General features: G+C 71.8%; 23 protein-coding genes and 1 pseudogene. 5 read left to right on the plus strand and 19 right to left on the minus strand.

The window, feature by feature from the left end; genetic code table 11:
• Window positions 1-5 precede the first annotated feature (5 nt).
• A complete protein-coding gene (locus tag ACTIFU_RS04605; protein WP_439577113.1) occupies window positions 6-728 on the minus strand; it encodes a YeeE/YedE thiosulfate transporter family protein in 723 nt (240 codons plus the stop codon).
• Here ACTIFU_RS04605 and ACTIFU_RS04610 point away from each other — a divergent pair.
• Window positions 649-966: an ArsR/SmtB family transcription factor gene (locus ACTIFU_RS04610; RefSeq protein ID WP_439577114.1), complete on the plus strand. Its 318-nt coding sequence runs from the start codon at window positions 649-651 to the stop codon at window positions 964-966. The genes ACTIFU_RS04605 and ACTIFU_RS04610 overlap by 80 nt on opposite strands.
• On the opposite strand, the gene ACTIFU_RS04615 is transcribed toward ACTIFU_RS04610, so the two are convergent.
• The 8 genes from ACTIFU_RS04615 to ACTIFU_RS04650 form a co-directional block, all read right to left on the minus strand.
• Complete coding sequence (locus ACTIFU_RS04615) at window positions 967-1398, minus strand: GNAT family N-acetyltransferase (protein WP_439577115.1); 432 nt, start codon at window positions 1396-1398, stop codon at window positions 967-969.
• Window positions 1395-3038: an NTP transferase domain-containing protein gene (locus ACTIFU_RS04620; protein ID WP_439577116.1), complete on the minus strand. Its 1644-nt coding sequence runs from the start codon at window positions 3036-3038 to the stop codon at window positions 1395-1397. The genes ACTIFU_RS04615 and ACTIFU_RS04620 overlap by 4 nt, the downstream gene beginning before the upstream one ends.
• Entirely contained in the window at window positions 3035-3754 is a 720-nt protein-coding gene (locus ACTIFU_RS04625; RefSeq protein ID WP_439577117.1) for an XdhC family protein, read from the minus strand. The genes ACTIFU_RS04620 and ACTIFU_RS04625 overlap by 4 nt, the downstream gene beginning before the upstream one ends.
• Entirely contained in the window at window positions 3751-4074 is a 324-nt protein-coding gene (locus ACTIFU_RS04630; protein WP_439577118.1) for an XdhC family protein, read from the minus strand. Before ACTIFU_RS04630 ends, ACTIFU_RS04625 begins: the two co-directional genes overlap by 4 nt.
• Window positions 4071-5273 (minus strand): vWA domain-containing protein, encoded by a 1203-nt coding sequence (locus tag ACTIFU_RS04635; protein ID WP_439577119.1) that lies wholly within the window; start codon window positions 5271-5273, stop codon window positions 4071-4073. Before ACTIFU_RS04635 ends, ACTIFU_RS04630 begins: the two co-directional genes overlap by 4 nt.
• Before the next feature lie 124 nt (window positions 5274-5397).
• Window positions 5398-6300, minus strand: a complete 903-nt coding sequence (locus ACTIFU_RS04640; RefSeq protein ID WP_439577120.1) for an AAA family ATPase — start codon at window positions 6298-6300, stop codon at window positions 5398-5400.
• 91 nt (window positions 6301-6391) lie between these two features.
• Window positions 6392-6988: an SRPBCC family protein gene (locus ACTIFU_RS04645; RefSeq protein ID WP_439577121.1), complete on the minus strand. Its 597-nt coding sequence runs from the start codon at window positions 6986-6988 to the stop codon at window positions 6392-6394.
• A gap of 114 nt (window positions 6989-7102) precedes the next feature.
• Window positions 7103-7810: a DUF4339 domain-containing protein gene (locus ACTIFU_RS04650; protein ID WP_439577122.1), complete on the minus strand. Its 708-nt coding sequence runs from the start codon at window positions 7808-7810 to the stop codon at window positions 7103-7105.
• A 225-nt stretch (window positions 7811-8035) separates the two neighbouring features.
• On the opposite strand from ACTIFU_RS04650, the gene ACTIFU_RS04655 reads away from it, so the two are divergent.
• The gene (locus ACTIFU_RS04655) at window positions 8036-9454 is read left to right on the plus strand and encodes a sodium:proton antiporter (protein ID WP_439577123.1); all 1419 of its coding nucleotides are present in this window, start codon (window positions 8036-8038) and stop codon (window positions 9452-9454) included.
• Between the two features lie 24 nt (window positions 9455-9478).
• Window positions 9479-10402 (plus strand): methylisocitrate lyase, encoded by a 924-nt coding sequence (gene prpB, locus ACTIFU_RS04660; RefSeq protein WP_439577124.1) that lies wholly within the window; start codon window positions 9479-9481, stop codon window positions 10400-10402.
• 3 nt (window positions 10403-10405) lie between these two features.
• Here the strand turns inward: prpB and ACTIFU_RS04665 are convergent, their stop codons facing one another.
• Both ACTIFU_RS04665 and ACTIFU_RS04670 read right to left on the minus strand, forming a co-directional pair.
• On the minus strand, window positions 10406-11797 hold the full coding sequence (locus tag ACTIFU_RS04665) for a C13 family peptidase (RefSeq protein ID WP_439577125.1): 1392 nt from the start codon (window positions 11795-11797) through the stop codon (window positions 10406-10408).
• Window positions 11798-11851: 54 nt separating this feature from the next.
• Window positions 11852-12214, minus strand: coding sequence for a hypothetical protein (locus ACTIFU_RS04670; RefSeq protein WP_439577126.1), 363 nt, complete (start codon window positions 12212-12214; stop codon window positions 11852-11854).
• A 46-nt stretch (window positions 12215-12260) separates the two neighbouring features.
• Here ACTIFU_RS04670 and ACTIFU_RS04675 point away from each other — a divergent pair, with 46 nt between their 5' ends.
• Together ACTIFU_RS04675 and ACTIFU_RS04680 are read left to right on the plus strand one after the other, a co-directional pair.
• Window positions 12261-12665: a YraN family protein gene (locus ACTIFU_RS04675; protein ID WP_439577127.1), complete on the plus strand. Its 405-nt coding sequence runs from the start codon at window positions 12261-12263 to the stop codon at window positions 12663-12665.
• Between the two features lie 75 nt (window positions 12666-12740).
• A pseudogene (locus tag ACTIFU_RS04680) lies at window positions 12741-15099 on the plus strand (xanthine dehydrogenase family protein molybdopterin-binding subunit).
• Window positions 15100-15300: 201 nt separating this feature from the next.
• Here the strand turns inward: ACTIFU_RS04680 and ACTIFU_RS04685 are convergent.
• From ACTIFU_RS04685 to ACTIFU_RS04720, 8 genes are all read right to left on the minus strand, one after another.
• Complete coding sequence (locus ACTIFU_RS04685) at window positions 15301-17523, minus strand: N,N-dimethylformamidase beta subunit family domain-containing protein (RefSeq protein ID WP_439577128.1); 2223 nt, start codon at window positions 17521-17523, stop codon at window positions 15301-15303.
• Entirely contained in the window at window positions 17520-17951 is a 432-nt protein-coding gene (locus tag ACTIFU_RS04690) for a MaoC/PaaZ C-terminal domain-containing protein (protein ID WP_439577129.1), read from the minus strand. The genes ACTIFU_RS04685 and ACTIFU_RS04690 overlap by 4 nt, the downstream gene beginning before the upstream one ends.
• 3 nt (window positions 17952-17954) lie before the next feature.
• Window positions 17955-19514 (minus strand): acyl CoA:acetate/3-ketoacid CoA transferase, encoded by a 1560-nt coding sequence (locus ACTIFU_RS04695; protein WP_439577130.1) that lies wholly within the window; start codon window positions 19512-19514, stop codon window positions 17955-17957.
• Window positions 19511-21592 carry a dipeptide ABC transporter ATP-binding protein gene (locus tag ACTIFU_RS04700; RefSeq protein WP_439577131.1) on the minus strand — a complete coding sequence of 694 codons (2082 nt, stop codon included), beginning with the start codon at window positions 21590-21592 and terminating at the stop codon, window positions 19511-19513. Before ACTIFU_RS04700 ends, ACTIFU_RS04695 begins: the two co-directional genes overlap by 4 nt.
• Window positions 21592-22452: an ABC transporter permease gene (locus tag ACTIFU_RS04705; protein WP_439577132.1), complete on the minus strand. Its 861-nt coding sequence runs from the start codon at window positions 22450-22452 to the stop codon at window positions 21592-21594. The genes ACTIFU_RS04700 and ACTIFU_RS04705 overlap by 1 nt, the downstream gene beginning before the upstream one ends.
• Window positions 22449-23459, minus strand: coding sequence for an ABC transporter permease (locus ACTIFU_RS04710; protein ID WP_439577133.1), 1011 nt, complete (start codon window positions 23457-23459; stop codon window positions 22449-22451). Before ACTIFU_RS04710 ends, ACTIFU_RS04705 begins: the two co-directional genes overlap by 4 nt.
• Before the next feature lie 92 nt (window positions 23460-23551).
• On the minus strand, window positions 23552-24652 hold the full coding sequence (locus ACTIFU_RS04715) for a LacI family DNA-binding transcriptional regulator (protein WP_439577134.1): 1101 nt from the start codon (window positions 24650-24652) through the stop codon (window positions 23552-23554).
• Complete coding sequence (locus tag ACTIFU_RS04720) at window positions 24649-26271, minus strand: ABC transporter substrate-binding protein (RefSeq protein ID WP_439577135.1); 1623 nt, start codon at window positions 26269-26271, stop codon at window positions 24649-24651. Before ACTIFU_RS04720 ends, ACTIFU_RS04715 begins: the two co-directional genes overlap by 4 nt.
• Window positions 26272-26360: the final 89 nt, after the last annotated feature.

The following is a 26360-nucleotide window of genomic DNA, read 5'->3' on the forward strand; positions in this document are numbered from 1 at the left end:
TCGGCTCAGCGGAGCGCGCGCAGCAGCGTCGCGGTGGCGATGCCGCCGGCGAACATGGCGGCCACGGCCAGGAAGCCGGAGACGGCGAGCTGTGCCATGCCGGAAATGCCGTGGCCGGAGGTGCAGCCATCGGCGAGGCGGGCGCCAAACAGCAGCAGGAAGCCGCCCGCGAAGGCGAGGGCGAAGCGCACGCCCGGGTTCGAGGTGCCGAGCGAGCGCGTCCAGACCCGCGAGATGCCGGACCGGCGCGTGCCCGAGAGGCTCGCCGACAGCAGCGCGCCGAGCGCGATCCCGCCGACCAGCGCGACCTGCCACCAGTTCTTCGCGCCGTCGAGATACTTGCCGGCATAGGCGAGGCTGCGGATGGCCGGGTCGACCAGTTCCGCGATCGAGGCCGAGACGGTCACGTAGGAGGACGAGGCGCCAAGGGCGGTACCGAGTAGCAGGAAGGCCGGCACCTGGAGCAGCCCGATCAGCGCACCGGTGAGGTAGGGCGACCAGGCCCTGTCCGTCAGGCGTATCATGATGCGGCATCCCTTCACTTGCGCATCGCGCGCGGCTGGCGACATTCTTGGGCGCGAAGATATGCCTTCGTATATGCGAAGGCAAGAACCTTGTGGCAGGCACACGCTTGGCGCGGAAGCGGTCATGGACACGTCAATGATGGACACCGCCGCGCTCGACGAACGCGCCGAGGCGGCCTCCGACCTCCTCAAGTCGCTCGCCAACCCGGTGCGGCTGAAGATCCTGTGCGCGCTGGTGGACGGCGAGCGCTCGGTCGGCGCGCTCGCCGAGCGGATCGGCGTGCGCGAGACGGTCGTCAGCCAGCATCTGATGCGGCTGCGCGCCGAGGGGCTGGTGCGCAACCGCCGCGTCGCGACGTCGGTCTACTATACGATCACCGAGGGCCCGGCCCTCGGCGTGCTGAAGTCGCTCTACGAGGCGTTCTGCAAGCCCCCGGCCTGATCAGAGCCGCTTGGCGAACCAGGTGCGGAACCCGCCGGGCGGCAGATCGTCCAGCCGACCGAAAGGCGTGTAGCCCTGGCGCGCATAGAACCCGGGCGCCTGGAAGCTGTAGGTGTCGACATAGGCGCCGATGCAGCCGCGCCGCCGGGCCTCGTCCTCGGCCGCATGCAGCAGCGCCGCGCCGAGCCCCTGGCGCCGCTGAGCCTCGTCCACCCAGAGCCAGGCGACGAACAGCCAGTGCCAGAAGGTCTGCCCGCGCAGGCCCCCGGCCAGATGCCCCCGGGGGTCGCGTGCGATGATCCAGAGCGGGCGGGACTCCGCTGGACCCGCCGCCGACTCGTTGAATGTCGCAAGGGCCTCGCCGAGCGCATCGACGATCGCGGGATCAGGCTCGGTCGCGAGGGTCAGCGCGATCCCCGCAGGCGGTGTCATCCCTTGGCCGCGCGCGGGTCGCCGGCCAGCGCCTCGGTGGTGTCGAAATCGCGCATCACCGCGTCGTCGGCCATCTCGACCTCGTGCACCGCCTCGGCGTGCTCGCCGGCGAGGTGGCGCGCGCCGACATCGCCGGTCACGCCGCGCACCGCGGCGAAGAAGCGTCTTCCCCACAGCATCGGGTTGCCCTGCTTGCCGCGGAAGGTCGGCATGACGATCTCGCGGCCCTCGTCGGGATCGAACGCCGCCATCAGCCGGTCCAGCATCGGCGCGGTGACCAGCGGCATGTCGCCGAGACAGACCAGCGCCGCGTCGACATCCGGCGGCAGCGCATCGACCCCGGCGCGCAACGACGAGGAAAGCCCCTGCGCGTAGTCGGGATTGTGCACGAACACCACCTCGCGGCCCGGCAATGCGGCACGCACCGCCTCGGCCTCGTGGCCGGTGACCACGATCACGGGGCGCGCGCGGCTCGCCAGCACGTTGTCGACCACGCGCGCGATCATGGTCTTGCCGGTGCGGTCCTTCACCAGCAGCTTGTTCAGCGGCGCCATCCGGCGCGACCGTCCGGCCGCGAGCACGAGCGCGGCGATGCGGCTGCCGCGCTTCGGCGCCGGGCCCTGGTCCTCGTCCGGGGCGCGCGCGCGCGGCAGCGGGCGGAGCTCGATCTCCTTCAACAGACCCCCCACACCCATGTCCATGATGTCGCGCGCGCCGAGCGGCAGATCGGCCATCCGCCGCTGCAGTACCCACTCCACCCCGTTCAGCTTCGGGCGGCGCGCGCCGCCCGGCAGCACCACGGCGGGGATGCCGTCGATCGCGCCGAAGCACAGCAGGTTGCCCGGATCGACCGGCATGCCGAAGTGATGGATCGTGCCGCCCGCGCGCAGGATCGCGGCCGGGCAGACATCGCGCCGGTCCACCACCGCCGACGCCCCGGCGATCAGCAGGATGCGCGCGCCGGCATCCTTCAGCCGTTTCAGCGCGGCCGCGACCTCGGCCGTGTCGTGGTTGCAGCGCTCCTCCGGCAGCAGCTCGGCCCCGAGCGCGACGACGCGGTCGCGCGTCGCCTCCACCGTGCCGTCCAGCACGCTCTCCTTGGTCGCGGCGAGCCGCGTCAGCACCAGCCCGACCTCGCGGCCGGTGAAGGGTCGCACCTCCAGCAGCGGACCGCCCTGGCGCGCGATCGCAGCCGCCGCGGCGACGATGCGACGATCGACCGCGAACGGAATGATCTTCACCGTTGCCACCATGTCGCGCGGCTGAACCACGCTCCAGGGCGGCAGGGTCGCGAGCGTGACCGCCTCATCGAGCCGGTTCAGCCGCTCGATGCGTGCGCGGTCGAGCAGCAGGAGCCCGTGCGTCCCGGCGCTGAGGTTCACCCGGCCGGTCGCAGCGCGGGTGCGTGCGAGCAGCGGGCCGAGACAGGCATCGGCGAGCCGGTCGGCCGCCTCGTCCTCGGCGACGTCGTCGGTCTCGAGCCGCGCGACGATCACGCGCGCGATCCCGGCGGAGGCGAGCGCGAGGGCGTCCTCGCGCGTCAGCACGCGGCCCTTCTTCAGCATCCGCCCGCCCGCCTTGACGGAATGGGCGAGGATCGCGCCGGCGGCGTCCTCGACCGCCTCTTCGCCGAACGTCATGCCGCCTCGCGTGCGGGGGAAACCAGGGGCGCGCGACGGCGCACCGCGACGATCTCGGCCATGATCGCGAGCGCGATCTCGGGCGCGGTCTCGGCCTCGATCGCAAGGCCGATCGGCCCACGGATGCGCGCCAGCGTCTCGCGGGAATGTCCGAGCTCCGTGAGCCGCGCGAGCCGTGCCGCGTGCGTGCGCCGGGAGCCGAGCGCGCCGATGTAGAACGCATCCGAGCGCAGCGCGGCATCGAGCGCGGGATCGTCCAGCTTGGGATCGTGCGTCAGCGTCACCACCGCACTCCGGCTGTCGGGTCTCAGCTCCGCCATCGCCTCGTCGGGCCAGCGGTGGTCGAGCGTCACGCCGGGGAAGCGCTCGTCGGTCGCGAAGGAGCGGCGCGGATCGATCACGGTCACGGCGAAGCCGAGCGGCGGGGCCATCGGCGCGAGCGCCTGCCCGATGTGCACCGCGCCGACCACGATCAGCCGGAGCGGCGGGTTGTGGGGATGGAGGAACCACCGCGCGCCCTCGACCTCGACCGTGCGCGCGACGTCGTCGGCGAGGGCCTGCTGCGCCGCCGCCACCACCGTCTTGGGCAGGTTCGCGCCATGCGTGCCGTCGGGTCCGAGCAGCGCCTGCGCGCCGTCCGGCAGCCTGGTCGCCAGCAGCACGGGACGCTTGGCCTTGCGCGCGGCCTGGAGTGCCTGGAACAGGGTCGGCGTCATCCGAGTTTCTCGACCAGCACGCTCACCTTGCCGCCGCAGGCGAGCCCGACCTCCCAGGCGCGCTCGTCGGTCACGCCGAAGGACAGCACCCTTGGCGTCCCGCTCGCCATCACCTCGCGCGCCGCGTCCGCCACCGCGCCCTCGATGCAGCCGCCCGAGACCGAGCCGGCCATGCGTCCCGACGCGGTGACCGCAAGGCGCGAACCGGCCGGGCGCGGCGACGAGCCCCACGTCTCGACCACGGTCGCCAGCGCCACGGTCTCGCCGTCCGCCACCCACTGTCCTGCGGTCGTCAGGATGTCCTCGGTATCGCCGGTCATGCGGCCGTCCTCCTGGCCTGGGGGGCCGACAAGGCGTGCACCAGCCCCTGGATGCTGTCGATATTGTGCGCGGGGCGGAAGTCGTCCACGTGCGGCAGCATCGCCTTGATCCCTGTGGCCTTCGGCTCGAACCCCTGGAAGCGCAGCAGCGGGTTCAGCCAGATCAGGCGGCGGCAGGATTTGTGCAGCCGCTCCATCGCCTCGGCGAGCCCCGCGCCCCCCTCGCGGTCGAGCCCGTCGGTGATCAGCAGCACGGTCGCCCCCTGGCCGAGCACGCGCCGGCCCCACTCGCGGTTGAAGCGGGCGATCGCCTCGCCGATGCGCGTGCCGCCGGACCAGTCGGGCACCATGGCGCTGACCATCTGGAAGGCCGCCTCGGGGTCGCGATGGCGGAAGGCGCGGCTGACGTTGGTGAGCCGCGTGCCGAACAGGAAGGTGTGGGTGCGCGTGCGGGTGGAGGCGACCGCGTGCAGGAAGTGCAGCAGGATCGGCGCGTAGCGGCCCATCGAGCCGGAGATGTCGCACAGCGCGACGAGCGGCGGGATGCGGGTGCGCCGGCGGCGGCGCGCGATCTCCACCAGCGCGCCGCCCTCGCGCAAGGACCGGCGCAGGGTCTCGCGCAGATCGGCGCGGGGCCCGAGTGGATCGGGCCGGAAGCGGCGCGAGGGCATCGCATCGAGCGGGAGCGTCAGACGGGCGATCGCCGCACGCGCCGCGCGGATCTCGGCCTCGCTCATCGCCTCGAAGTCCATCCGGCGCAGCCGTTCCTCGGCGGAGGCGACGAGGCGTGCCTCGATGCGCTGCTCCTCCTCGGGCGGGCGGGGTGGCTCCTTCGGCCGGGTCTGCGGCGCCATCGCCTCGGCCGCCCGGCGCGCGCCCGCCTTCGGCTTCTGCGGCTCGGCCGGGCGGCGCAGCCCGTCGAGGGCGGCCATGATGCTCTCGGCGATGTTGCGGTCCGGGTTGCGCCAGAACAGCGTGAAGGCAGCGTCGAACACGTTCCAGTGCTCGTGGCGCGTCGCCATCACGGCGCGCAGCGCGGCGTGCACGTCGCGCTTGCGGGTCAGGTCGATGTGCAGCAGCGCGTGCTGCGCCTCGATCACCTGGCCGGGGCCGACCGGCAGGCCGGCGCGGCGCAGCATCCGGCCGAAATGCAGCACGTTCAGGGGAAGGCGGCCGCCGCCCTCGGCGGCAGGGATCATGGGAGGCTCGTCGCGGCGAGGCCCTCACCCTGACCCTCTCCCACTGGCGTGGGAGAGGGGACCCGGCGGCGACGTTGCGTCCCCTCTCCCACCGTGCGGGAGAGGGACAGGGTGAGGGCACGCGTCATCCCGCCTTCGCCTCGGCGACCAGCGCGGCCGCCTGCTCGCCGCGGATGCGCGCGATGTCGTCCTGGTACTTGAGCAGCACGCCGAGCGTTTCGTCCACGCGCTGGGGATCAAGCTCGATCGCGTCCAGATGGGCAAGCGCGCCGCACCAGTCGATGGTCTCGGCGACACCGGGGGTCTTGAACAGGTCCATCTCGCGCAGCCGCTGCACGAACGCGACCACCTGGAACGACAGCTTCTCGGCCGCCTGCGGCGCCTTCAGCGCCAGGATCGCGCGCTCGCGGGCCGCGTCCGGGAAATCGACCCAGTGATAGAGGCAGCGCCGTCGCAGCGCGTCGTGGATCTCGCGCGTGCGGTTCGAGGTGATGACCACCACCGGCGGGTCCGCGGCGCGGATCGTGCCGAGCTCCGGGATCGTCACCTGCCAGTCGGCGAGCAGCTCCAGCAGGAACGCCTCGAACGGCTCGTCGGCGCGGTCGAGCTCGTCGATCAGCAGCACCGCCGGGCCGCCCTCGGGGCTGATCGCCTGCAGCAGCGGGCGTTCGATCAGGAAGCGGCGGTCGAAGATGCCCTTCGCCAGCCGGTCCTTGTCGCGCTCGCCGGCGGCCTCGGCGAGCCGGATCTCGAGCAGCTGGCGGGTGTAGTTCCAGTCGTAGAGCGCCGAGGCGAGGTCGAGCCCGTCATAGCACTGCAGCCGCACCATGCGCCGGCCGAGTGTCTTCGACAGCACCTTGGCGATCTCGGTCTTGCCGACCCCGGCCTCGCCCTCGAGGAACAGCGGTCGCTGCATCCTCAGCGCGAGATGCACCGCGGTGGCGAGCGCGCGGTCGGCGACGTAGTCGCCGCGGGCGAGCAGCCCGAGCGTCTCGTCCACGCCCACGGGAAGGGGTAGTGCGTCCATCTCTCGTCTCAGCCCAGCATCCGGCCCAGCGCCAGCAGACCCAGCACGAACAGCACTGTCAGCGCGACCCAGACGGGAAGGCCGAGCCCCTTCACAGCACCATCAGGCCGACGATCGCGACCCAGGCACCGATCGAGAGCCAGACCCAGGTGGGCAGGCCGAACATCTCGGTCGGCACCGGGAACGGGACGCGTGCGGGACCGGCGGGCACGGGCGCGGCCTCGGCCGCCTCGGCACCCGGCGGCGGGCCGCCGACACGGGCGGCGAAGCGATCGAAGAACTGGTCGGCCATGCTGCGCGCGGTGCTGTCGATCAGCCGCGCGCCGAGCTGGGCCATCTTGCCGCCGACCTGGGCCTTGACGTCGTAGGTCATCAGCGTCGCCCCCGGCCCGTCATCGGCAAGCCGCACCGTGGCCCCGCCCTTGGCGAAGCCCGCGACCCCCCCCTGGCCCTCGCCCGAGATCGTGTAGCCGTTCGGCGGGTCGAGATCCGAGAGATGCACCTTGCCGGCGAAACGCGCGTTCATCGGCCCGATCCGCACGGCGACGCGCGCGGTCATCTCGGTGTCGGACACTTTCTCGATGTGCTCGCAGCCGGGGATGCTGTCCTTCAGCACCTCGGGGTCGTTCAGCGCCTGCCAGACGGTCTCTCGCGGCGCGGGGATGCGCCGCTCGCCGGTCATGTCCATCGGGGGGTCATCCTGCGCGTTATAGGGCGCCGGACCATAGCCACCGAGGCGGGGAGCGGCAAGGCGCGCCGCCCCGATGCCCGGAACGGGCGGGGCGTTCCGTTCGGTCGGGCCTCAGCGCCCGACGCGTCGGGCAAGCATGCCGACGCCCTCGTTGCGCAGCGTGTTCCGATCGAGGACCTCGAACGTGTAGGTGTCGGACGTGTACCCGGAGGTCAGCGTCAGCGCGAACTGGCGATCGGAGAGCGGGGTCGTGCTCCATGTGCCCGCGATCGGCATCGATACCGGTCCGCCAGGACCAACCTGGCTCTGCATGATCCCGGTATATTGCCCGTCGGGCGTGCAGCGGATGTTGATCATGACGTTCAACCGTCCCATCGGCCCCTGAATGGCGTGCGGGATGTGCCAGGCGCCGACCATGAGTTGACGGAAGTCGCGGACCGTCTGCTCGGGCGGCGCCGCCCCGAACAGTGCGGCGAGCTCCTGCACCTCTCCGGCCCGCTGCCAGGCGGGGGTGCCGCGCTTCCAGACCAGTGTGTCTCGGGTGATCTGGCCAGCCTGGATGCGCGCGGCGACGTCGTTCAAGGTGAACGGGCCCTCGGCGGCTCCGCCACGCTCGACATGGAACATGACGGACGGTGGCGGTGGCGGCCGGTCGGGCAGCGGCGGCGGCTGGTCGCGCGCGGGCAGCGGCGGTGGCCCATCGCGCGGTGGCGTCGCGGGCGAGGGCCGTGCGCCGGCGCCGGGCGTCGTCCCCTCGGTCGGGGCCCGCCCCCGCTGAGGCGTCGTGGCCGCGGCGATGCCGCTCGCAGCACAGAGCATCCCGGACAATCCGGTAAGGATCACAGCGCGGCGCCGTCCCGTGCGCGTGACGATCATTGCAGTGCCCCCACGCAATGATGCAGCCAGATTAAGTCTAGTTCACGAGCGCGACGAATCCAACGAAAAACGCCGCGTCGCCTTGGCGTTTCGCCGCGCAGCGACCCTTGCGACGTCATCGCGTTGCGCTACCGTCGTGCCCCAGCCTTCCTTGCCCGCCGGGTGCCGATGTCCTTCCGCAAAGTCGTGCCTGTGCTGATCGCGCTCGGCGTGTTGATCGCGGCTGCCCCGGCCGACGCTGCCGAGCAGGGCGTCGACGGCCGCGCGCTCTCCCTCTGGTGGGTGCTGCCCTTCGCCGGCGTGCTGCTGTCGATCGCGATCGTGCCGCTGATCTCGCCGCACTGGTGGCACCGCTTCTACGGCCTCGTGATGCTCGCCTGGGCGCTCGCCTTCGTCGTTCCGGCCGCATTCACCTTCGGCCCCGAGCCGATCACCGACATGGTGCTGCACACGGCGCTGCTCGAATACGTGCCGTTCCTGATCCTGCTGTTCGCGCTGTTCACGGTCGCCGGCGGGGTACACCTCGCGGGCACGCTGCGGGGTACGCCCGGTACCAACACAGCCCTGCTCGCCTTCGGTACCTCGATCGCCAGCCTGACCGGCACCACCGGCGCCTCGATGCTGCTGGTGCGCCCGATCCTGCGCGCCAACCGCGACCGCAAGCATCGCGCGCATACGATGGTCTTCTTCATCTTCCTCGTATCGAACATCGGCGGCTCGCTCACCCCGCTCGGCGATCCGCCGCTGTTCCTCGGCTTCCTCAAGGGCGTGGCGTTCTTCTGGCCGACCCAGCACCTGTTCGCGCCGATGCTGGTGCTGGCCGCGGTGCTGCTGCTGATCTACCACCAGATCGAGAGCCGCTATTTCCACCGCGAACCCGACGAGATTCGCGAGACGCCCGAAGCCGCCGAGCCCCTGCGGATCCAGGGCGGGGTGAACATCCCGCTGCTGCTGATGGTGGTGCTGGTGGTGCTGATGGAGGGCGTGTGGCACCCCGGCGCGGTGACGTTCCTCAAGCAGCACATCGCCATCGAGGTGGTGGTCGGCGACGTGCTGATGCTGGCGATCGCCGCCTACTCGATCTGGGCGACGCCCGCGCTGGTGCGCAACGCCAACGGCTTCACCTGGGGCGCGATGATCGAGGTGGCGAAGGTGTTCGCCGCGATCTTCGTCACCATCATCCCTGCGATCGCAATCCTGCAGGCCGGGCGCGAGGGCGCCCTCGCCGCACTGGTCGCGGCCACCTCGGACGCGAACGGGAACCCCGACCCGACGATGTATTTCTGGCTCTGCGGCCTCTTGTCCTCGTTCCTCGACAACGCGCCGACCTATCTCGTGTTCTTCAACCTCGCCGGCGGCGACGCGCAGGCGCTCATGGGACCGCTCGCGCCGGTGCTGGGCGCGATCTCGGCCGGCGCCGTGTTCATGGGGGCGAACAGCTACATCGGCAATGCGCCCAACTTCATGGTGCGCGCGATCGCCGAGGAGCAGGGCGTGAAGATGCCCTCCTTCCTCGGCTATGTCGGCTGGGCGACCGTGTTCCTGATCCCGAATTTTGCGTTGCTGACGCTGATCTTCTATCGCTGATGCGAACAGCGACCGGAGGACGCGATGACCTATCTCACGGCGGAGGGACTGCCCGGCGAACCGGCGGGCGTGCGGTTCCGCGCCCTGGTGAGCCGCGGCGGCATCCTTGAGATTCCCGGTACACACAACGGGATGGCCGGGATCCTGGCGAAGCGCGCCGGCTTCGAGGCGCTCTACCTCTCCGGCGCGGCGATGACCGCCTCCATGGGCATTCCCGATCTCGGCATCATCACGGTGGACGACGTCTGCTTCTTCGTCCGCACGATCAGCCGCGCCACCGGCCTGCCGATCCTGGTGGACGGCGACACCGGCTATGGCGGCGTGCTGAACACCATGCACATGGTGCGCGCCTTCGAGGATGCGGGTGCGGCAGCGGTGCACATCGAGGACCAGGAACTGCCCAAGAAGTGTGGGCATCTGAACGGCAAAAAACTGGTCGAGCCCGCCGAGATGGCGGCCAAGGTCGCGGCGGCGAAGCGTGCCGCGCGCCATCTCTACGTGATCGCGCGCACCGATGCCGCCGGCGTCGAGGGGTTCGAGGCCGCGGTCGAGCGCGCCAGGCGCTATCTCGACGCCGGCGCGGATGCGATCTTCCCTGAGGCGCTCACCAGCCGCGACGACTTGGCCCGCTTCGCCGAGGCCGTGCGCGCGCCGCTGCTCGCCAACATGACCGAGTTCGGCCGTACGCCCTACCTCACCGCCTCCGAGTTCAAGGCGCTCGGCTACCGCATGATCATCTGGCCGGTCTCCTCGCTCCGGGTCGCGGCGAAGGCCCAGGCGGAACTCTACGCGGCGATCCGGCGCGACGGCGGCACGATGCACGTGCTCGACCGGATGCAGACCCGCGCCGAGCTCTACGCCACGATCGGGCTCGGCGAGTACGAGGGTCTCGACGCCTCGATCGCGGCGACGGTGGTACCGCCGGACCTGCGCCCGGCGGCGGAGTAGCGATCAGAAGGTGCGCGCGATCGCCTCCTTGAGTCGCTTCTCGAGCGCGCCGCGCGCGGCCGCCGCGTCCTTCTCCATCGCCACCTCGAACTCGTCGAGCACTGGTGCGATGCCCTTGCGGAACCGGTCGTAGAACTCCGGGATCGGCAGCTTCTCCCAGACCGGGTAGAGCAGGTCGATCACGATCGGGCAGAACCAGGTCCAGGCCCAGCCGTAGCGCTGCGCGAGGTGGCAGGTCCGCGCGGTCGCCGAGGACTGGCTCCAGTTCGGCGTGTCGCCGCTGTAGTGGATGGAGTCGGCGTAGTCGTAGGCCTCGCGCGCGCTGATCGTGCCGTCGCCGTTGCTGTCGGGGTTGGAAGCAAGAGCGCCGCCATAGGGCGTGTGGCCCGCCATCGCCGCGATCCAGTCGCGCGCGAAGAAGTCGAACTCGGCATTGCCCCAGGAGGACTGGTCCTCGACGGTGGCCGAGGCGACCGAGGTGTACTGGGCAGGGCTGTTGGCGATGATCGGCGCGTTGAACCCGCCGGCGTGGCACTGCTCCATCATCACCACGAGGCAGCGGAACTTCGGCAGGGTCTTGAGCTTCGCCGCGAAGTCGGCAGCGAAGTAGTCGGCGCCGGACTGGACGCAGAGATAGGACTTGCCCCAGCCGCCCCAGCCGCCATGGTTGTTGGTGTGGATCAGCAGCGAATCCTCGGGCTTGAGGCGCGCGGCGATGTCGTCGAGTGCCGCGTCGAGATCGGCCTTGGTGCCCTTGCCCTTGATCGGCATGCGGTAGGCGGTGTTGTCGCCCGGCCAGGCGGCGATCGGCTTGGGGTTGCCGTTGTAGTTCAGCGTGCCGTCGTGGTTCAGGCAGATGATGTCGGCATCCGGCATGCCGTAATGGTCGCGCAATGTCCGGTACAGGAACTCCATGTCGTTCACGTGCCGCGCGTTCGAGGCGCCGGAGAACAGGATCGCATAGCGCTTGCCCTTGGGCACGCGCTTGAAGCAGCCCGGGCGCGGGCGGATCGGCCAGTAGAGGCCCGGGCGCAGCGCGATCGGCTCGTGGAAGGTGCGCAGCGCGATCTTCGGCGTGCGCATCTCCGGTGGGAAGCGGGCGGCGATTTCGGTGTAGGGCTCGCCGGTCCTGGCGTTGCACAGGATGTAGCGGCAGGGATGCGACCAGTTCGCCCCCGGCATCTCGTCGGCGAACACGACGATGCTGTCCTGCGCGATCGGGATCGCCTGACGGTAGGCCAGCACGCGTGCGCCGGCGATGATCGGCGTGGTGACGACCGAGAGATTCGTGGTCTCGACCTGGCGCGGCGAGAGCGCGCGCACGGCGAGTTCCATCGCGCGCCTGACCGCGGGGGGTTCGGGGGCGATGGGTTCCGGCTTCGTCACGAGTGCCATGGGTCCTGTTCTCCTCTTCCCCGGCATGGGTGGGGATGCGTGGCGCGCGAGGCGTCAGTCGGGGGGATCGAAGGGGGCGGCGAGCGTCCAGTCCGGCACGGTCGCACCCTTGGCGATCGCGTGCAGCGTCGGCGCGGCGCCACGCAGGAACGGCGGATGGGTCGCGTCCGTCCCCTGCACGGCGCCGGTGACGAGATCGATCAGCAGATAGCGGCAGCGATGGCCCCAGTTCGCCTCGGGCGCGAGATCGAGAAACGCGAGCGCGGATGGCTGCCCGGCGGTGAGCGTATCGCGGCCGGTGGAGACGGCCTTACCCGGCTCGATCACACGACGGTCGAGATAGAGTACGGCACCACGAAGCTGCTCCGCCGGGATGGCAGCGATCACCCGGCGGGCGACCTCCGTCCAGTCCGTCATGCACCGGCCCTCCGCGTTCGCCGCTCCCGGCCGTCATGCGAGCGGTATGATGCAGACTAGCAATAAACCGCCCGGGAGTCGAGCGCCATCGTCGCGCCGTCGCGGCGCCGAGGGCTACGGCCGCGACGCCGAGGCGCGCTGCGCCTCCGCCCTGGAGGCTGACGGGTTCGTGATCCTCGCCCGCCGCCGCCGTACCCAGGCCGGCGAGATCGACCTCGTCGCCCGGCGCGGCGATCTCACCGTGATCGTCGAGGTGAAGGCGCGCGCCCGGGCGGCGGAGGCGGCCGAGACCGTCTCGCCCCGCCAGCGCGCCCGCCTGCTCGCCGCGGCCGAGGCGCTGATGGCCGAAGAGCCCGCCTGGTTCGGGTCGGAACTGCGTTTCGACGTGCTGGTGGTGGGCCGCGACGGCACGCTGCGCCGGATCGCGGATGCGTTCCGGGCGGGGGACTGATCCGCGCCCCGGGGGCTGGTCAATCGCCCATCAGCACCTACTCTCTCGCCAGTTCAATCCCCGGGAGAGCCCCTGATGCCGGACACCTCCATGCCCGACGGCACGACCATGCGCTTCGGGATCGGCCAGCCCGTGCCGCGCAACGAGGATCCCGTGCTGCTGACCGGGCAGGGCCGCTACACCGACGACGTCACGCTGCCGGGCCAGCTCTGGTGCGCGATCGTGCGCAGCCAGCACGCGCACGGCGTGATCCGCGGCATCGACACCGAGGCCGCAAAGGCGATGCCCGGCGTGCTCGCGGTCTACACCGGGGCCGATCTCGACGCGGCCGGGTACGGCCGGCTCCGCTGCACGCTGCCGATGACCAACGCCGACGGCACGAAGATGGAGGCGCCCGAGCGCGGCGCGCTGGCGACCGATCGGGTGCGCTATGTCGGCGATCCGGTCGCCTGCGTGATCGCGGAGACGCGCACCCAGGCACGCGACGCCGCCGAGGCGGTGTTCGTCGATGTCGATCCACTGCCCGCGGTGACCGAGGCCTCCGCCGCCGCCGCGCCGGATGCGCCTCTGCTGTTCGACCGCCCGGGCGGCAACATTGTGCTCGACTTCCACTACGGCGACCGCGCGAAGGTCGCGGACGCCTTCGCCGGGGCCGCGCACCGGGTGACGGTGCCGCTCCGCAACAACCGCGTCGTGGTCGCGGCGATGGAGCCCCGCTCCGCCCTCGCCGAGTACGATGCCGCCTCGGGCCGCTACACACTCCATGCTGGCTGCCAGGGCGTGTTCGGGCTGCGCAACCAGCTCGCCGGCGACATCCTCAAGGTGCCGACCGACAAGGTGCGCGTGCTGAGCGGCAATGTCGGCGGGTCGTTCGGCATGAAGGCGTCGGCCTATCCCGAGTATGTGTGCCTGTTCCACGCCGCGAAGGAGTTCGGCCGGCCGGTGAAGTGGACCGATGACCGGTCGGGCAGCTTCGTCTCGGACCAGCACGGCCGTGACCACGAGGTGGTGGGCGAGCTCGCGCTCGACGCGCAAGGCCGGTTTCTCGCCGTGCGCCTGACCGCCTACGCCAACCTCGGTGGCTACATGGCGACGGTCTCCCCCCTGATGGGCACGGGCAACTTCGTCAAGAACGTGCAGTCGAACTACGCCACACCGCTGATCGAGGTGGCAACGAAGTGCGTGATGACCAACACCACGCCCGTTTCGGCCTATCGCGGCGCGGGGCGCCCTGAGGGTAACTACTTCATGGAGCGGCTGATCGAGGCCGCCGCGCGCGCGAGCGGCATCCCGGCGATCGAGCTGCGTCGGCGCAACCACATCCGCCCGGATGCCTTCCCCTACACGACCGCCTCAGGCTCGACCTACGACAGCGGCGACTTCACCACCCTGTTCGACAAGGCGCTCGAGGCTGCCGACTGGGACGGGTTCGCCGCGCGGCGCGCCGAGGCCAAACTGCGGGGGAAGCTGCGCGGCGTCGGCGTTGGCAACTACCTCGAGGTCACCGCGCCGCCGACCAAGGAGATGGGCGGGATCCGCTTCAACGCCGACGGAACGGTAACGATCATCACCGGCACGCTCGACTACGGCCAGGGCCACTGGACGCCGTTCGCGCAGATCCTGAGCGCCGAGCTCGGCGTGCCGTTTGGCGCGATCCGGCTGGTACAGGGCGACTCCGACCTGCTGATCGCCGGCGGCGGCACGGGCGGGTCGAAATCGCTGATGGCCTCGGGGGCGGCGATCGTCGAGGCCTCGGAGAAGGTGGTTGAGAAGGGCAGGCGCGCGGCCGCGCACATGCTTGAAGTGGCGGAGGCCGATATCGAGTTCGGCGCCGGCCGCTTCGTCGTCGTCGGCACCGATCGCGGTGTCGGCATCATGGCGCTCGCCGCCGCGCTGCGCGATGGGCGGATCAAGGGCGAGGGGGTGCCGGCGAGCCTCGATGTCGATCATGTATTCGACGCCGCGCCGTCGGCGTTCCCGAACGGCTGCCACGTCGCCGAGGTGGAGATCGATCCCGACACCGGCGTGGTCGAGGTGGTGGCCTACACCTCGGTGAACGACTTCGGCACGATCGTGAACCCGCTGCTGGTCGAGGGCCAGGTGCATGGCGGTGTCACGCAGGGCATCGGCCAGGCGCTGATGGAGCGCGTGGTCTATGACGAGACCGGACAGATCCTCACCGGCAGCTTCATGGACTACGCCCTGCCGCGCGCGGCCGACCTGCCGCCGATCGGCTTCGCATCCCACCCGGTGCCGGCCCGGACCAACCATCTCGGCGCCAAGGGCTGCGGCGAGGCGGGCTGCGCGGGCTCGCTGCCCTCGATCATGAACGCGGTGATCGACGCGCTGCGGCCGCTCGGCATCACCGAGCTCGACATGCCGGCCACCCCCGCGCGTCTGGCGCGCGATCCGGCAGGCGCGCAGGGCGGCGTAGCCCGCCGCATCACGGCGTCACCGGTCGTCGTCTTCCCGCAGGCGGGGACCGGCGCCCTCTGGGTGAGATGCTGCACGGGAGCGCCCGCACGACACCGGCGGTCCGTCGCGCAATCCAGCCTGGCCAGAGGAGCCTGAGGGGCCTGCGCGAGACCACCGTGCGCGTCTGCCTGCCGGCGGGCCGGGCCCGGGCGCTGACAAGTCAGCGGGAAGGCCCGGCCGAAGGCGGAAACGGCGAGGCGCCGGCGCGCGTGGTCGCGAACCGCCGCACGACAGTGTCGAGCAGCCGCGAGACCGGCCCGTCGGTCGCACCCCGCTCCCACAGGCTGCCGCAGAAGGTGATCGAGCCGACCGAGAACACGGCTCCGCCGTGCGGCGTCGCGAACGCGACGATCTCGGCGCGCAGCAGCGCCTCGGGCGCCTCGCCGCTGACGGTGGCGAGATTGGTCAGCACCTCCTCCGGCACCAGCATCATGCTGGCGGGCGGATCGGCGCTCCGCGCCAGGATCGCCGCCTCCTCCGGCGTGCCGAGACGCACATCGGCGCGGTCCATCTCGAATCCGGCCGCGCCGCCACCCGACAGCCCGGCGTCGCCGAACACCTCGGGCACGCCCTCGAACATCCACGACCAGCGCGGCTCGTAGGAGGCCGGCAGGCGTCGGTAATGCGTTCCCTCGAACCGGCCCTGCGCGGTGAAGCCGACGCCGACCAGCGCCTGCGGCGGCCGCCGGTTGCGCCGCCACAGCCCGCCGAGCTGCCCGTCGAGCTGATGGCAGTACTCGCCCGGCTCGCACTCCCAGGTGCGGATGCCGCCCTCGGCCCGGCGGACCTCGATCAGGTGCGGCCGGGCGGGGTCGCGGGCGATCCGCCAGTAGAACCCGTTGCCGCCGAGATAGACCAGCCGCCCGCCGCTGTCGCGGTACTGCGTCAGCGCATCGAGCGTGCGCGCGGTGTGGTACTCGGGATGGCTGCCGGTCAGCACCACGCGATAGGGCGCGAGCAGTGCCACGCCCTCATCATCGAGATCCTCGTCGGTGACGATGTCGAGCGTGTGTCCCTTCGCCTCCGCCCAGGCGAGGATGTGCGTGTCGGCAGGGTAGTGCCGCAGCCCCGAGCCGCGCGGATCGTCGTAGAACAGGAAGCCCGGGCGCATGGTCAGGATCGGCCGTAGCCGCGAGGAGAGGGCGATGCCACTGCCGTCGTCGTGGCGCTGGTAGGTGGAGCGGCCGAGCGCCGGGTGGTCGTCCGGATGGAACGGATAGGCGCCCCAGGCGGCAACCCGCGCGCGGTAGGACCCGGTCGCCAGGCTGCGCGAGAAGTTGGCATAGGCCTGGTAGGTGAAGGTGGAGGCGAGGAAGGCGATCGACGCATGCGGCCCCTCGCGGCGCGGCAACACGTAGAACGGCAGCCAGTCCTCGCCGCCCTCGCCGGCGAGGTGGAACGCGTAGGCGCCACTCGGCAGGTCGTCGGGGATCGTGTAGCGGAATGTCTCGTCCCAGCCGCAGTCCTCGAGATCGTCGGCATGGAAGTGGATCGCGGCATAGTCCTCCGGCGCATGGCGCCAGCACGTCTCGCGGCCGGACCAGCGGGCGCCGACCACGCCGCGCGTCGGCGCGTTCACGAGCCGGCCGTGATGCGCGCCCGGGCCGGTATCGGTCAGCGTCATCGTGTCGATGCCGATGCCGAAGTCCCAGCGTGCACGGATCGCGGAGGGGGCGCAGGGCAGGGCGAGCGCGTCGGGCCAGGACGCAGGAGCGGCGGCGAGGCTCACCGGGTCCTCGATCCTGCCGCTGAGATGCGCGTGCGGCGCGGCGGCCTCGGCGGCGGCGAAGGTGATGGGGCCGGCGGACCACGGCGCGGTGCCGGGCAGGTCGGCCGAGGCGGTCGCGGCGCTGCCCCCCAGCTCCGTCATGCCGAGCGTGGCCCGGCTCGACATCGGATCATGCGCGAGCCAGAGGCGATACCAGCGCTCGGGCCGCATCCGCGCGTCGAGCGACAGCGCACAGGTCTGTCCGCCGAGCGTCAGCGCGGCCGAGGGGCCGGCCGCACCCGCGCGCAGCAGGATGCGATCCGCCCCGCTCTCGGCGCCGAGCACGGCGGCCGGTTCGCCCGGCGTGCGGAACGACACCAGCGCGGCCCAGCAGCGCGGCGTGTCGGCCGCGAATGCCGGACCGCGCGGCACAAGCCCCCAGGAGCCGATCGCGACCGGCTGGGGTCGCGCGTCCACCACGGTGTCGAGACGATCGTGCAGGGCCGTGAGCCGCATGCCCGGCCCCGCAGGGTTCGGGTCGGCCGAACCGACGCGCACGAGCCGCAGCCGGAGCGGGCCCGGCCCGGCAACGCTGACAAAGCCCCGCAGCGTCCCGCCGGGACGCGCCGAGAGGCGGTCGAGATACCCGGCGATCGCCGGCAGCGTGCGGTTCATCGCGCCACCCATTTCATCACATGAGTCGCGGCGAGGGCGAGCGTGCCGTCCTCCTTGCGCACCTCGACCGGACTGACGGTGCGCGCGGCCGCCTCGTCCACCGTGCCGACGGTGTAGGTCGCGGTCAGCGTCTCGCCCGGATACACCGGTGCGACGAACCGCACGCGGTCATAGCCGAGCGAGAGCGCGACCCCCTCGGCTCCGCCTTCGCGCGCCCGCTTCGCGATCATGGCCGCGACCGTGCTGCACAGGCCGAGCACCAGCGCGCCATGCGCGATGCGCCGGCCGAGCGGCGTGGTCCGCGCATAGGCCTCGTCCATGTGGATCGGGTCGAAGTCGCCGGTGATGCCGGCGAACAGCACGAGATCGGTCTCGGTCAGCGTCTTGCTGAACGACACGCTGTCGCCGGGGGCCACGCCGAGCCGCATCGTTCACTCCGCCGCCCTGGCGAGGGTTGCAAGTCGGGCCGGGGCCGGCCGGGCGGGGCGTTGCGCGAGGTCGCCGGCAAGCCCCATCCGCGCCTCTGCGAACAGCCGCCGGTCCATCCGGCGGAGCTGCGGCGAAACCAGCGGGCGGAACGCCATCGCGCCGAGCACGTCGCGCTCGAGATCGGCTTCGGGCGCGATCTCGATCAGCTCGACGCCCTCGGCGATCAGCCGGAACACCGCGCGCTCGGTGACGATCAGCACGGGCTGGCCGCGCGCGCGCGCATAGGCGCCGCTGAACGTGATCTGCTCGACCTGCCGCACCGCCTTCGGCGCGCCGCCCTTCGCCGCGAGCGTGCCGCCGAAGATCACGCGCCTGGCGTGCTGGCTGATGTTGATGAACCCGCCGGGGCCGACGATCCGCCCGCCGAAGCGGCTGACGTTCACATTCCCCGCGGCGTCGAACTCGGCGAAGGAGAGGAACGCGAGGTCGAGCCCGCCGCCGTCGTAGAAGTCGAACTGGTAGGGCTGGTCGAGCGTCGCGTCCGGGTTCATCGCCGCTCCCGCCTCGTTGCCCGAGGCCGGCGCGCCGCCGACATGGCCCTGCTCGTTGGTCAGGCACACGCGATCGAGCACGCCTTCCTCGGCCGCGACATTGGCGATGCCGGTCATCACCCCGCTGCCGAGATTGCAGATCGCGCCGGGAAAGAGCTCGAGCGCGGCCCGGCGCGCGATGACCTTGCGCGCATCGAGCTTCAGCACCGGGATGTCGTCGAGCGGCGTGCGCACCTCGCCGGAGTAGGCGGGCGAGTAGGCGGTCTCGTAGGTCTGGCGCTGCTCCGGCTCGACCACCACGAGATCGACCAGGATGCCGGGGATCTTCACCGTCTTCGGGTGCAGCGTGCCGGCGCGCGCCATGCGCTTCACCTGGACGATCACCACGCCGCCGCAGCGCCTGGTCGCCTGCGCCTCGGACAGCATCTCGAGCGTCACCGCCTCGAGCTCCATCGAGACGTTGCCCGCCTCGTCGGCGGTGGTGCCGCGCAGGAACGCGACGTCGATGTGGTGGGGCTTGTAGAACAGATACTCCTCGCCCCGGAACGTGACGAGCTCGACCAGATCCTCGGTCGCGGAGCGGCTCTGCCGCCCGCCGCCGTGGCGCGGATCGACGAAGGTGTGCAGCCCGGTCTTCGTCAACAGCCCTGGCCGCCCGGCCGCCATTTCGCGCATCAGCTGCGACAGCGCGCCCTGCGGCAGGGTCCAGCCCTCGATCTCGTCGGCGATCGCGAGATCGGAGATCTTGGGCGAGTTCACGTAGGTGCCGGAGACCGCGCGCTTCAGCATCCCCTTGTGCGCGAAATGGTTGGCGCCGAGCGATACCCCGTCGCCGAGGCCGACGGGATGCAGCGCGGTGACGCCGCGCGGCTCGCCGGTCTCGACGAAGCGTCGGCCGAGTGCCGCCATCAGCGCCTCCGGCACCGCGTGGCCGCCGCCCGAACCGCCGATCAGCAGCGTGTCGCCTGAACGCACCACGCGCACCGCCTCCTCGGCCGTGACCCGCCTCATCTCGTCGCACTCCCGTCGAAGGCGCCCGGGAAGTGGCAGGCGACGAGGTGTCCGGGCGTCACCTCGGCCAGGGGAGGAACCGTCTCGGCGCACACCGGGCGCGCGATCGGGCAGCGGGTACGGAACACGCAGCCCGACGGCAGCGAGACCGTCGAGGGCGGCTCGCCACCCAGGGCGACGCGCCGTCGCGCCCGCGCCGCCGCCACGTCCGGCACCGGCGCGGCGGAGATCAGCGCTACCGTATAGGGATGCAGCGGCGCGGCGAACAGCGCGGCGGCGGGCGCGACCTCCATCACGCGCCCGAGATAGAGCACGATGACGCGGTCGCAGATATGGCGCACCACCGCGAGGTCGTGCGCGATGAAGAGGTAGGTGAGGCCGAACCGCTCCTGGAGGTCGAGCATCAGGTTCAGCACCTGCGCCTGGATGTTCACGTCCAGCGCCGAGATCGGCTCGTCGGCGACGATGAACTCGGGCTCCACCGCAAGCGCGCGCGCGATCGAGATGCGCTGGCGCTGCCCGCCCGAGAACTCGTGCGGATAGCGCGATGCCCAGCCGGGATTGAGCCCGACGGTCGAGAGCAGTTCGGCGACGCGCGCGCGCGCCGCCTCGGCCGTGGCGGCGAGGCCGTGAGCGCGCAGCGGCTCGGCGAGCGTCTCGGCCACGGTCATGCGCGGGTTGAGCGAGGCGTAGGGATCCTGGAACACCATCTGGATGCGCCGCCGCAGCGGGCGGATCGTGCGCGCCGCGGCGGTCGCGATCTCGGCGCCGAACAGGCGGATCGACCCCGCGGTCGGCGCGTGGATGCGCGTGACCAGCCGCGCGAGCGTCGACTTGCCGCAGCCGCTCTCGCCGACCAGGCCGACCGTCTCGCCCTGGCGCACGTCGAGATCCACGCCGTTCACCGCATGCACGACGCGCTGCGGTGCGAGCAGGGTCTCGCGCGGCAGCGGAAAGTGCTTCACCAGGCCGCGTACCGATAGCACCGTCGCGCCGCTCGCCCGGCGTGCGCGGTCCGCCTCGGGCGCCACTGTCGCCTGGGCCGGACGCTCGAGCCGACGCCCGGACTGCGTGACCCAGCAGCGTGCCGCGCGGCCCTCGCCCACCGGCAGGAGCCCGGGCGGGTCGTCGCAGCGCGCCTCGCGGAACGGGCAGCGCGGCGCGAACCGGCAGCCCGCGGGCAGCGCCAGCGGGTCGGGTGGCGCGCCCTCGATCGACACGAGGCGCCGGCTCGTCCCCAGCGCGCGGTCGATGCGCGGCACGGCGTTGAGGAGCGCCCAGGTATAGGGATGGCGCGGCTCCGACAGCAGCGCCTCGGCCGGGCCTTCCTCGACCACCTGGCCCGCGTACAGGACGATGATGCGCCGGCACAGGCTCGCGATCACGCCGAGGTCGTGGCTGATCAGCACCACCGCAGCCCCGGTATCGCGGTTCAGCTCGTGCAGCAGATCGAGGATCTGCGCCTGGATCGTCACGTCGAGCGCGGTGGTCGGCTCGTCGGCGATCAGCAGCGCGGGCTCGTTCGCGAAGCCCATCGCCAGCATCACGCGCTGGCGCATCCCGCCCGAGAACTGGTGCGGGAACGCGGCGATCGCGCGCCTGGGCGCGGTGATTCCCATGCGGCCGAGCAGACCGACCGCGCGCTCCTCCGCCGCGCGATGGTCGATCCGCCCATGCGTCGTCATCGCCTCGGTGAGCTGGCGCGCGATGCGCAGCACCGGATTGAGCGAGGTCATCGGGTCCTGGAACACCATCGCCATGCGGTCGCCGCGCACCCGGCGCAGCTCCTCCGCCGTCATGGCCAGCACGTCGCGGCCCTGCAGTCGCACCGATCCACCCTCGATCCGCGCCGGCTCGTCGAGCAGCCGCATCACCGAGAGCGCGGTCACCGACTTGCCCGAGCCGGACTCGCCGACGATGCCGAGCGTCTCGCCCGGAGCGACCGAAAGGCTGACCCCGTCCACCGCGCGCACCGGGCCGGCATCGGTGTGGAACACCGTGACGAGGTCGCGCACCTCGAGTACCGGTGCACCGGGTACCGCGTCGTGGATGGCGGCCGGCTGGACGCGCGTGTCCATCAGCGCCGCCGCGTGCGCGGATCGAGCCAGTCGCGCAAGCCATCGCCAAGGAAGTTGAAGCCGACCACCACGGTCAGGATCGCGAGCCCCGGAAAGGTCGCGACCCACCACTGCTCGACCAGCTCGCGGCCTTCCGCCACCATCGCGCCCCATTCCGCGGTCGGCGGCACCACGCCGAGGCCGAGGAACGACAGCCCAGCAAAGGTGATGATCGCGTTGCCGAGGTCGAGCGTGACCAGCACGACGAGCGGGCCCATCGCGTTCGGCACGATGTGGCGCAGCAGGATGCGCGCGGGTGACAGGCCGACGACGGTCGCCGCCTCCACGTACTCCTGACTGCGCTGCACCAGCGCGAGCGCGCGCGCGAGGCGTGCGAACTTGGGCCACCACACCACCAGCATGGCGATGATCGTGTTGGTGGTGCCGATGCCGAGCGCGGCGGCGATCGCGAGTGCCAGGATGATCGGCGGGAAGCAGAGCACGAGATCGGTGAGCCGCATCAGCGTCTCGTCCGTCCAGCCGCGCGCGTAGGCCGCGAGCGTGCCGAGCAGGGTGCCGAAGCCGGCCGCGACCAGCACCACCAGGAATCCCGCCATCAGCGAGATCTGCGCGCCCCAGATCAGGCGCGAGAGCACATCGCGCCCAAGCGCGTCGGTACCGAGCCAGTGCGCAGGCGAAGGCGGCTGGAGGCGGTTCTGCACATCGACGGCATCAGGCGCGTAGGGCGCGATCAGCGGTGCCGTGAGCGCCGCGAGGAGCCAGAACGCGACGATCGCCGCGCCGATCGCCGCCGTGCCGTAGCGGCGGCGCCAGCGTGCCGCGCGCGAGCGCGGCGGCAGGGCAGCGGCGGCGGTGCTCACCGTCGGACCCGCGGATCGAGTGCGGCGTAGGAGACATCCACCAGCAGGTTCACCAGCAGATACGACACCGACACCACCAGCGTGATCCCCATGATCGCTGGAAAGTCGAGCGCTGCGGCGGAGCGGAACGTGTAGCGGCCGAGGCCGGGCCAGGAGAACACGGTCTCGGTCATCACCGCGCCGGTGAGCAGGTTGGCGTAGGCGAGGCCGCCCAGCGTGACCACCGGGATGAGAGCATTCGGCAGCGCGTGGCCGAGGATGACGCGGCGCTCCGCGAGCCCCTTGGCGCGGCCGACGCGCACGTAGTCCTGACCGAGGCTCTCCAGCATGGCGGCGCGCGTGGTGCGCGTGATCAGCCCGATCGTCGCCGCCGCCAGCACGATCGAGGGCAGCACGAGATGTGCCGCAGCGTCATGGAACGTCTCCCAGTCGCGGGCGAGCGCGCTGTCGACCAGGAACAGTCCCGTCACCTCGTCGGGCGGGAAGGCGATCGGGTCGAGCCGCCCCGGTCCCGGCGCGATCTCGAGTCCGCCGTAGAACAGCGCCAGCATGACGAAGGCGAGCCAGAAGGTCGGCGAGGAGACGCCGATCAGTGACACTGCGCGCGCGAGATTGTCCACCCAGGTGTCGCGCCAGACCGCGGCGACGATGCCGAGCGGGATGCCGATCAGCAGGGCGAGCAGGAAGGCGATCGTGGCGAGCTCGATGGTCGCCGGCGCGTACTGCGCGATGTCGTCCAGCACGGGGCGCTGCGAGGCGATCGAGATGCCGAGATCGCCGCGCGTCAGGCCGGTGAGGAAGATCCAGTACCGCTCCCAGAGCGGCAGATCGAGGCCCCAGCGCGCGCGCCACTCGCGCACCGTCTCGGGGTTGGAGGCGGCCATGTCGCCGAGCTGCGCGAGCACCGGGTCGCCCGGCACCGTATTGGCGATCAGGAACACGACCAGGGTGGCGAGCACGGCCATCGCCGCGGCGGCGATCAGGCGCTGCGCGATGTAGAGACCCATCCGGCGATCCGTCCGTCCTCCCTGTCGGCCCGCACTCCCGGGGCCGTCGTCCGCCCGGTGGGCGGGCTCTCTTGGAACGTTCTAACGGAAGCCTAGCGAGGCGCCGCGCGCGTGGTCAATGCGGCCGGCCGGGCGGTGCGCGACACAGCGACCCCGAGGCCGCAGGACCGCCGCACCACCAGCCGCGGCATCAGCATCACGCGCCGCGGCGGCGCCTGCGGATCGGCGAGCCGCGCCAGGAACAGCTCCGCGGCCGCCTGCCCCATCCCGGGCGCGTCGATCGCGATCGTGGTGAGCGGTGGCGTCCAGAGCGCGGCCTCGTCGACGTCGTCGCAGCCGACCACGGCGAGATCGACCCCCGGATCGAGCCCGATCTGGCGCAGCCCGAGCATCACCCCGAAGGCAACGGTGTCGTTGAACGCCATCACCGCGGTCGGCGGATCGGGGATCTGGAGCAGTGCGCGGACAGCCGCCGCCCCGTGCTCGCGCGTGTCGGGTCCGGTCGTGATCAGCGCCGGGTCGGGCGCGATGCGCGCGCGCCTGAGTGCGGCGAGATAGCCCGCGCGCCGCGCGGCCGCGGTGCTGGTGCGCCGCCCCGCGCCGACCAGCGCGATGCGGCGGTGGCCGAGCGCGATCAGATGTCCGACCGCGAGCGCGGTACCGCGGCGATGGTCGCTGCCGGCCATGTCCGCGCGCGCACCGCGCACCTCGCGGCTCACCTGCACGCAGGGCAGTGTGCCGGCGGTCGCCGCGGCGATCGTCGCGGGCGTGGTCCCTTCCGGCGGACAGACGATCAGCCCCTCGGCGCCGTACTCGCGCAGCCGCTCGCCGAACCGCACCAGCACCTCCGGCGTCTCGCGCGTGTCGCACAGGAACACGGACCAGCCGAGCCGGTCGAGCGCCTGCTCGATCGCGGCGGTGAGCCGCGCGAAGTACGGATTGGCGAGATCGTTGATCGCGAGCCCGACGGTGTGCGTCCGCCCGGTGCGCAGCGCCGCCGCCGCGCGGTCGTAGACATAGCCGAGCCCCTGCGCCGCCGCCTGCACGCGCGCGCGCGTCCTCGCCGCCACCAGCGGCGAGTTGCGCAGCACCAGCGAGGCGGTCGCGACGGAGACGCCGGCGCGCGCGGCAATGTCGCGCAGGGTGGGGCGGCGGCGCGGCGAAGCCTGCCCGCCGCCGCGCGCGCGCGTCATGCCGGCCTGGCGCCGCCGAGCTCGGCCATCCAGCCCGCCGCCGTCAGCGGGAAGGCGGCGACCGAACTGCGCACCGCCACCTGATAGACCGGCTGGAACAGCATGATGAGGTGCGCCTGGTCCACCATGCGCTTCTGGTACTCGACCCAGAGCTCGGCCGCCTTCGCCGTGTCCGGTTCGGTCGCGGCACGCTGCACGAGCGCGGCGTAGTCCGGCGGCGGCGTCCAGCCGACGCGCCGCGCGACGCGCTCGACGGTGGCGGCGGCCCAGAGCTCGTTCTCGACCGCGGGCGGGTTCCAGAAGGTCAGCACGGCGGAGGAACGGCCGCCGGTGAACTGGGTGCGCAGGTTCACCTGGTCCATCGGGTTCAGCTTCGCCTCGATACCGACGCGGGCGAGATCGGCCTGGATCTTCTGCGCGAGCAACTGGTAGCTGACCCCCGCGACCGCAGCCTGGCCATAGGAGAGCTCGAAGCTGAAGCCGTTCGGCACGCCGGCTTCGGCGAGCAGCGCACGTGCGCGGCCGAGGTCCTGGCGGAACCCGATTTCGCGGGCGATCTCGGGCGTGGAGCCGTTCACGCCGATCGGCAGGAAATGGGCGGGACGCACCGCCGCGCCGCCGAGCAGCGCGCCGATGATGCCGTCATAGTCGATCGCATGGCCGATCGCCTGGCGCGCCGGCTTCCTCGCCAGCGTGGCGTTGAGCTGCGGGTTCTCGGTCACCGCCATGTAGACGAAGTCGAGGCTGGTCTTCTGCTCGACGCGGATGTCGCGCTCGTCCTTCAGGGTGGCGATCTGCTCGGGGATCAGGTTGAACGCCGCCTGGATGTCGCCGCGCCGGACCGCGAGTAGCTGGGCGGCGCTGTCGCTGAAGTGACGGATGACGACGCGCTCGAAGGCCGGTGCGCCGCGCCAGTGGGTCGGATTGCGCACGAGCTGGATCTGCTGGTTGCGCTCCCAGCGCACCAGGCGGAACGGACCCGTGCCGGCCGAGTTCTGGTTCAGCCAGTCGGTCGCCTTGTCCTTCTCCTTCGCGTCCGCCGCGTCCGTGCCGCCCTGCGCGCGCACCGCCCGCGCGTCGTAGAGGCCGAAGCCCGGCGCGCACAGCACCGTCAGCACCGGCGCCTTCGGGTCGTTCATGACAAGGTCGACGGTGCGCGGATCGACCACCACCGCCCGGTCGATCGCCTTGATGTACTGCTGCGTCTGCTCCTTCATGTTGATCAGGCGGTTGAAGCTGAAGGCGACGTCCTCGGCCGTCATCGTGTTGCCGGTGGAGAACCGGACGCCGTCGCGCAGGGTGAAGCGCCAGCCCCTGCCGTCGGGCGTGCGGGCCCACGACGTGGCGAGCGAGGGGCGCGGGGTGATGTAGTCGTCCGGCGCCATGGTCATCAGGCTGTCGTAGCAGGCGAACAGCGTCATCGGCGGCGTGTACTGCGCCATCCGTACCGGATCGAAGGTGACCGTGTCGCTGATGTCGAGGCCGATCACCAGCGTGTCGCGCCGCGCCTGGGCGTAGAGCGGGCCGGCGGGAAGCCCGGCGGCAAGCGCCGCGCCGCCCGCGCCGATCAGGCGCGCAAGCTCGCGGCGGTTGATGGAACGCAACGATCCGGACGGCATGGCTCTCCTCCCTTGGGTGTCGTTGCGGGGAGGCTAGCGGGTTTTCAAACGTTCTAAAAGACGGAACAGTGCGGGCCGCGAAGACCCGG

The organism is Elioraea sp., assembly GCF_051860475.1.
Lineage (GTDB): Bacteria > Pseudomonadota > Alphaproteobacteria > Acetobacterales > Acetobacteraceae > Elioraea.